Below are 6,323 nucleotides of genomic sequence, written 5' to 3'. Positions count from 1 at the left end.
CCATCCCGAACACGGAAGATAAGCTCGCCTGCGTTACGGTGAGTACTGGAGTGGGCGACCCTCTGGGAAACTCGTTTCGCCGCCACCACTCATACTTTCACCCCCACAGAGCCACTGCGTCGTGGTCCTGTGGGGGTTTCTGCGTATATACCGCTGGTTCCAGTAGTAACACTGTATTCGGAACCGATATTCGAACCGTCCCGACGATGCAGAGCGACCGAGCTCGTATCAGACACCGACTGACCCCGTCACGCCCCCTCCCGACGTGGAATCGTTCTCTAAGGAGTCACTGCGACGTTCTCGAATAGCCAGCGCTGACCCGTTTCGTCGAGTATAACGGAATTATGGTTCGTAATCTACTATTGCGTGAAAATGTCACCCGGAACACTAACGTCCAGCCTCATCCCGTGGCGGCGTGCCGCGTCGGCTGGCTAACCCTCGTGCCGGGCGGGGGACCTCGTGGGAGCTCCCCGGGGTACTACTGTTGCGTGCCCGGGTTCGCCGTGCTGTCATCGCACCCGAATGGGTTTGCTCGGACGGGGACTAAAGGCACGCACCAGTTCTAGGAACGGGGCCGGTTTAACTCTTGCAGGCTCGAGTCGCCTCTGTCGTCCCGTCCCCGTTCGTGCGACCGATCCGGCGTGAGACGATTCGAGTGACCGAACAGCGTCGGTTCTCAGTTGGGCTCAGGCGGCTCGGTGACGTTCTCACCGTCGGTCTCCGCGAGCCATTGATCGTAGGTGTCGGGTTCGACGACGACGATCGCGGCGTCCATCCGAGAGTGGCCGGCACCGCAGAATTCGGCGCAGACGGCGTCGTAGCGGCCGGGTTCGGAGACGATCGTTCGGGCGCGGGTATAGCGGCCGGGGAATGCGTCCTGTTTGACGGCTAGATCAGGCACGAACAGCGAGTGAACGACGTCGTCACTGGTGAGCCAGACGGTGACGTTTCGATCGGCCGGGATCACGATTTCGTCCTCGGTCGTGGCGTTCGATTCGGGATAGGTCGCTTGCCACTCCCACTGGTATCCGCGAACGTGGATCTCCTCGTCGCCCGTGTCGGGAAGGTCTTCGAACGATCCGATTTCCCCCTGACTGCGGTCGTCGGCGTCGAGGGCCTGTGACGGAGACACGTACGGGCTGACGAGGACGCTGTAGCCGGAGAGGCCGACGAACAGCAGGATGATCGCCGTCGCGGCGGTCCAGGTAATTTCGAGGGCAGGATCCTCCGTGGTCGGCTGCGGATCGTCGTTGTCGTGGAACTTGACGGCCGCGTAGATCAGGATCACGAGGACGAAGAGCGTCAGGGGGAGAGCGACGTAGAGAAGCTGGTACTCGAGGCCGTCGATGAGATCGCGGTTTTCCGACTGTGCGGCGACGGATGCAGTTAGTACGAGAAGGCTCGAGAAACTTGTGACGACGACTGCGGTGAAGGTGCGTCGACGGCGACTCATTGCCGTGGCTTCGACGGTCGGCGTAATATATGTCCGTCATAGCTCGAGTTACTGTCACGACAGTGTACCGGTCGTAGACCGCAGATACGGGCTGAGTGATGCGTCAATGATGACGACACTCACGTAATTGTCAGTTCAACTTTATTGGGGCCGATGGTGAGTCCATCGCTATGTACGGCGACGGGCAGTGCGCTCGGGCCAGCGGAGGTGACGGACGACGATGAACCGTGCGCTCGCCGAGGTTTCGGTATTCGGTGCCGTCGTCGGCAGCTGTCTGCTAGTGGTCCTCCTGGCACAGCGGGGACGAGTGGAGCCAGCGCCGGACGGCGGCTACGCGATGGGCCGCTACGGACGGGTTACCCTCAGTGACGCGAAGGCCGCAGCCGTTCGCTGGACGACGACGACGAACCACCGGGAAGTCGGGATGCTCTACATCGCTTTCGGGACCGTCGCGGCGATCTGGGGCGGGATCGACGCGATGATGATCCGAACGCATCTGTTGACGCCGGAGGCGAATATCTGGACCGAGCAGACGTACAACGAGCTGTTCACGATGCACGGGCTGACCATGCTGATCTTCTTCGTTACGCCGGTGTTCTTCGGGATCGGGAACTACTTCCTCCCGTTGCTGATCGGGGCCGACGACATGGCGTTTCCGCGGCTCAACGCGGTCGGATTCTGGTTGCTGCCGCCCGCGCTCTTGCTTTCCAGGTTGGGAATAATTGCGGAAGTGACGGGTATGATCCTCGCGGTCATCGTGCCGACCGACTGGATCTCGGTTCTGCTCGCGTTTCAGGAGCCGGCGATCGGGTGGACGATGTATCCGCCGTTATCGCTGGCCCCGAATCCGCAGACTAATTTCCTCTTGCTCGGGCTCCACTTGAGTGGCATCGCTACCACGATCGGGGCGATCAATTTCATCACGACGGTTATCTACGAGCGCGACGAGTCGATCGGCTGGGCGAACCTCGACATCTTCTCGTGGAACATGCTCGTCACGAGCGCGATCATCGTCTTCGCGTTCCCCCTGCTCGGCACGGCCCTGCTCATGCTCCTGTTCGATCGCAACTTCGGGACGACGTTCTTCGCGGTCGAGGGCGGCGGTCCGATTCTCTGGCAACATCTGCTCTGGTTCTGGGGCCATCCGGAAGTCTACATCATTTTCCTGCCGGCGACCGGACTGATGAGCCTGATCCTCCCGAAGTTCGTCGGCCGCAAGCTGTTCGGATTCAAGTTCATCGTCTACTCGACGATCGCCATCGGGGTGCTCTCGTTCGGCGTCTGGGCACACCACATGTTCGTAACCGGCGTCGATCCCCGCGTTCGGGCGAGTTTCATGGCCACCTCGATCGCCATCGCCGTCCCGAGCGCGATCAAGGTGTTCAACTGGATCACTACCATGTGGAACGGCGACGTGAGGCTGGCCGCACCGACGATCCTCTGTATCGGCTCGATCGGCCTGTTCATCGTCGGCGGTGTCACGGGGATCTTCCTCGCCGTCATCCCCGTCGACGTGATGTATCACGGGACCTACTACGTCGTCGGCCACTTCCACCTCATCCTCATGGGGATCATCCCGCTCATGATGTTCGCCGCGAGCTACTACTGGTATCCAATGCTTACCGGCCGGATGTACGATCGACGGCTCGCGATCTTCCAGTCGTCGCTGCTGGTCATCGGGTCGGCGCTCACGTTCATGACCCTGATGGCGCTCGGCTTTCTCGAGCTCCCTCGCCGATACGCGACCTATCCACCGGGGTACTCGGGGCTACAGGTCGTCGCGACGGTGGGGGCGTTCATCATCGGGATCAGCGTCCTCATGTGGCTCTACAACATGCTCTGGTCGTACTTTCAGGGGACGCCGATCGAGACGACCGATCCCTGGGAGCTGAAGGCGACCGAGCAGTTCACGCCCGAGTGGCAGTGGTTCGAGGATCGACTCGAGCGCGAGCGCGGAATCGCGCCGACCGAACCCGAGACGGTCCGCCGGTCGTATGTGCCTGCAGAGGCGGAGCGCCCGCGATCGCTCTATGATCGTATCGAGCCCGTCGCACGAACGGTCGCGAACGACGCCGGTATCGGCGCGGCCGGTGGCTTCGTCGGGACGATGCTCATGACCGGGGTGCTCCTCCTGGCGGTGGCGTTGGGCGTGTTCGACCTCGAGTCGTTCGCGAATCTGGCGACGCTCGTCGGGTTGCCGGCGAACCTCGGCCTCGGATACGGCCTGTTCCTCGCAGGCGGGATGTCGGTCTGGTCCCTGCTGTTTCTGTCGCTGGGCGAGTACCTGCCGGGGGAACTCACGCTCGTCACCGGCCTGTGGTACGCGACGGTGATTTCTTCCGGATTCGCGATCGCCTTCTACACCGGTCAGACCGGGCTCGAGGTGGTCGCGTACCTGCTGTTCGTCTTGCTCGCACACTGGATCTACGGGCTGGGTCTCGCGGGGACGATCGCGTATCTCGGGGGCCGTCGACGTCGTCCGTCGACGGGGGAGGACGAGTACCGATGAGCGACGGTGAGGACGCTTCGCCCGACGCGACCGAACCGCCCGCGACCGATAGCACTGGTCCAATCGAGCCGACGATATCTTCCGAATCGCTGGTATTGACCTATGCGGCCCCCTTTCTGGGCGTCCTCCTGATCGCCGCCGGTCTCCCCCTCGCGATCGCGGGGGGCTACGTCGTCGTTCAGGACGGGATCGGTCTCTGTGGGTCGCCCAGTATCACGGCGGAGCCCGTGGCCGACGGTGAGACGCCGCCGGCGACTATCGAAACACTGCCCGCGGGGGAACTCTCGCCGGCCGAACGAGAGGCCCTCGAGGAGGCGATCGAGAGCCCGCTCCGGGAGGCGAAAGTCGACGGCGAGTTGGCGAACCGGGAGGCGTTGCTCGATGGGGTGCTCGTCGAGTACGAGGGCGATCGCTTCTACGTGCAGATCACGTCGCAAAACTCCTGTCTCGACGTCGCGCCGTTGCTGTTCCCGATCGGCGCGATCGGGATTCTTCTGGGAATCATCGGCGTCCTGACGCCGCCGATATATCGGAAGTTGGCGGGTTTCGAGGAGCGGATTCAGGGTGACCGGGCGGACTGAGGGGTCTGACCGGACGGACTGATGGATCGATATCGGGGCCGTCGCGAGACGGCGGCCGATTCAGTCGTCGGTCCTGTTGGGCTCGTCGTTCGTCATCGGGTCCGGGTCGGGGGCGATGACCTCTCCGTCGCCCGGCTGGCCGGGTGCGTAGGAGAACTGGCCGTTGCCGTCCGGCGAATCCCCCTGCGTCCAGGGCATCTCGGGGTCGGGCTGCTCGTCACGCCTCGTCGACATGAACGTGTAGTTGTACTCCTGGTTTTCCTGATCCTGCGGGAAGCTCGCCGGGACGGGGACCGGATCGTCCAGCGTCTCTAAGGCCTGCAGCCACTGGTTCTGGTGTTGGGTGTCGCGGGCGATCAGGTACGAGAGCATGTCCTTCATGCCGGGATCGTCGGTGTACTCCCAGAGTCTGGTCGCGAGGGTACGGCCGGTCGCCTCCGCCATCACGTTCGCGTAGAGGTCGCCGGCGAGGTTGCCCGACGCGACGACGTAGTTTCCGGTGAAGGGGACGCCGTTGCTGTCGACCGGCATCGCCGACTCGCCGGAAGAGAGGAACTGACGCGGACTCTGTGCGGTCATCGCCTCGGCCGCCTCCGCGGTCTCTTCGACCTCGTCGCTCATGCTCTTCGAGGAGCCGCGGAGGTTCTTCGTGACGGCCGACGCGAGCATTTCGATGTGGCCGAGTTCCTCGGCGGCGGTCTCCATCAACAGGTTCCGGTATTCGGCGTGGTCCTCCGGAACCGCCCAGGCCTGGAACATATACTGGAGGGCGACGCGCATCTCGCCTTCCTGTCCACCGATCGCTTGCTGGAGGAGCTTCGCGAAGTGGGGGTCCGGTTGTTCGACGGTGACCTCGTACTGTAGCTCCGGTTCTTGGTAGAACATCCACTCGACTTTGTCCACAACCACCGAAATAAACCACTGTCGTGGACGGTAGTGAACGTAAGACTGGCTGGTACTAGTTCGAGCGAGATCGGTCGGCGCTGACGATAGGTTGACCGAATGACTGACATCTGGATACCGATAGCGTGTCGCCTCGAGGGCCGCGGAGTTCGTCGACGGGTTGCGGACTCACTCGAATTGAGCATTCGTATCACCGTCCCCCGTAACCGGGCGACCACCGGGGTTTTTCGTCGCTCGCCGTGGTACGATCCGCTCCCGAGGTGAGTCCGGTGGGCGACAACGACGACAACCAACGAGTGGCCGCCAGATGTGACCGTTGTGAGGAGATCGGTATCGTCCAGATTCGGCCCGATGGCAGTCTGCAGCCCCTCGGTCAGTCGAATTTCTGTGAGTGTAACTCACCGAGGCTACACGTCCTCGAGATCGATCTCGAGTGACCGAGTCCGCGAACTCGATTGTGAAGGCCGTCCCACGGACGCCCGTGCGATGCATGGCCGCTACCGGGAGTCTCGTACTGTTCCGTTGGCAGGTGTCGCTCCCGCGTCTCGAGAGTCGTCGGCGACGATTCTCATCAATATGTCGGAGTTATGGTGCAGACTGGGGAGCGTTCTCCGCAGCCGTCTTCGGTGGACCGCTTTTCGGCTTCCAGCAGGGTGGTCAGGAGTTTGTGGACGATTTCCGTCACACATTATTCACTTTATACAACCATTATATAGAAAATTACAATAGGTTAAAGTGATATAACAACGCATTACGGTCGCGGCGCTACTGCGGAGAGACACCGACGGTAGCCGTCGCAGTTCAGGGGAAAGGACGATGGGAGACAGAAACGAAACACGCAGATCGTATCTCGCGGCAGTCGCATCGATGGGGGTAC

4 protein-coding genes and 1 rRNA gene are annotated in these 6,323 nt (G+C 62.2%); 3 read left to right on the top strand and 2 right to left on the bottom strand.

Annotated features, from left to right (window positions below):
- Positions 1-88 (top strand): 5S ribosomal RNA (gene rrf / locus NDI89_RS16390); the annotation flags it as partial.
- Positions 89-676: 588 nt separating this feature from the next.
- Here rrf and coxB read toward each other — a convergent pair.
- Complete coding sequence (gene coxB / locus NDI89_RS16385; protein ID WP_277522958.1) at positions 677-1,453, bottom strand: cytochrome c oxidase subunit II; 777 nt, start codon at positions 1,451-1,453, stop codon at positions 677-679.
- 220 nt (positions 1,454-1,673) lie between these two features.
- Between coxB and NDI89_RS16380 the strand changes: the two genes are divergently transcribed.
- A complete protein-coding gene (locus NDI89_RS16380) occupies positions 1,674-3,962 on the top strand; it encodes a DUF6789 family protein (protein ID WP_277522955.1) in 2,289 nt (762 codons plus the stop codon).
- Positions 3,959-4,543, top strand: coding sequence for a DUF7979 domain-containing protein (locus tag NDI89_RS16375; RefSeq protein WP_277522953.1), 585 nt, complete (start codon positions 3,959-3,961; stop codon positions 4,541-4,543). Before NDI89_RS16380 ends, NDI89_RS16375 begins: the two co-directional genes overlap by 4 nt.
- Before the next feature lie 60 nt (positions 4,544-4,603).
- On the opposite strand, the gene NDI89_RS16370 is transcribed toward NDI89_RS16375, so the two are convergent.
- Entirely contained in the window at positions 4,604-5,428 is an 825-nt protein-coding gene (locus NDI89_RS16370) for a manganese catalase family protein (RefSeq protein WP_277522952.1), read from the bottom strand.
- Positions 5,429-6,323: the final 895 nt, after the last annotated feature.

It is taken from the genome of Natrinema salsiterrestre, assembly GCF_029502005.1.
Lineage (GTDB): Archaea > Halobacteriota > Halobacteria > Halobacteriales > Natrialbaceae > Natrinema > Natrinema salsiterrestre.
This window is presented reverse-complemented; position numbering and strand designations above follow the sequence as displayed.

Coding starts and splice junctions, on each gene's coding strand:
- NDI89_RS16375 (WP_277522953.1), top strand. CDS start 3,959: ATGAGCGACGGTGAGGACGCTTCGCCCGACGCGACCGAACCGCCCGCG.
- NDI89_RS16370 (WP_277522952.1), bottom strand. CDS start 5,428: ATGTTCTACCAAGAACCGGAGCTACAGTACGAGGTCACCGTCGAACAA.
- coxB (WP_277522958.1), bottom strand. CDS start 1,453: ATGAGTCGCCGTCGACGCACCTTCACCGCAGTCGTCGTCACAAGTTTC.
- NDI89_RS16380 (WP_277522955.1), top strand. CDS start 1,674: ATGAACCGTGCGCTCGCCGAGGTTTCGGTATTCGGTGCCGTCGTCGGC.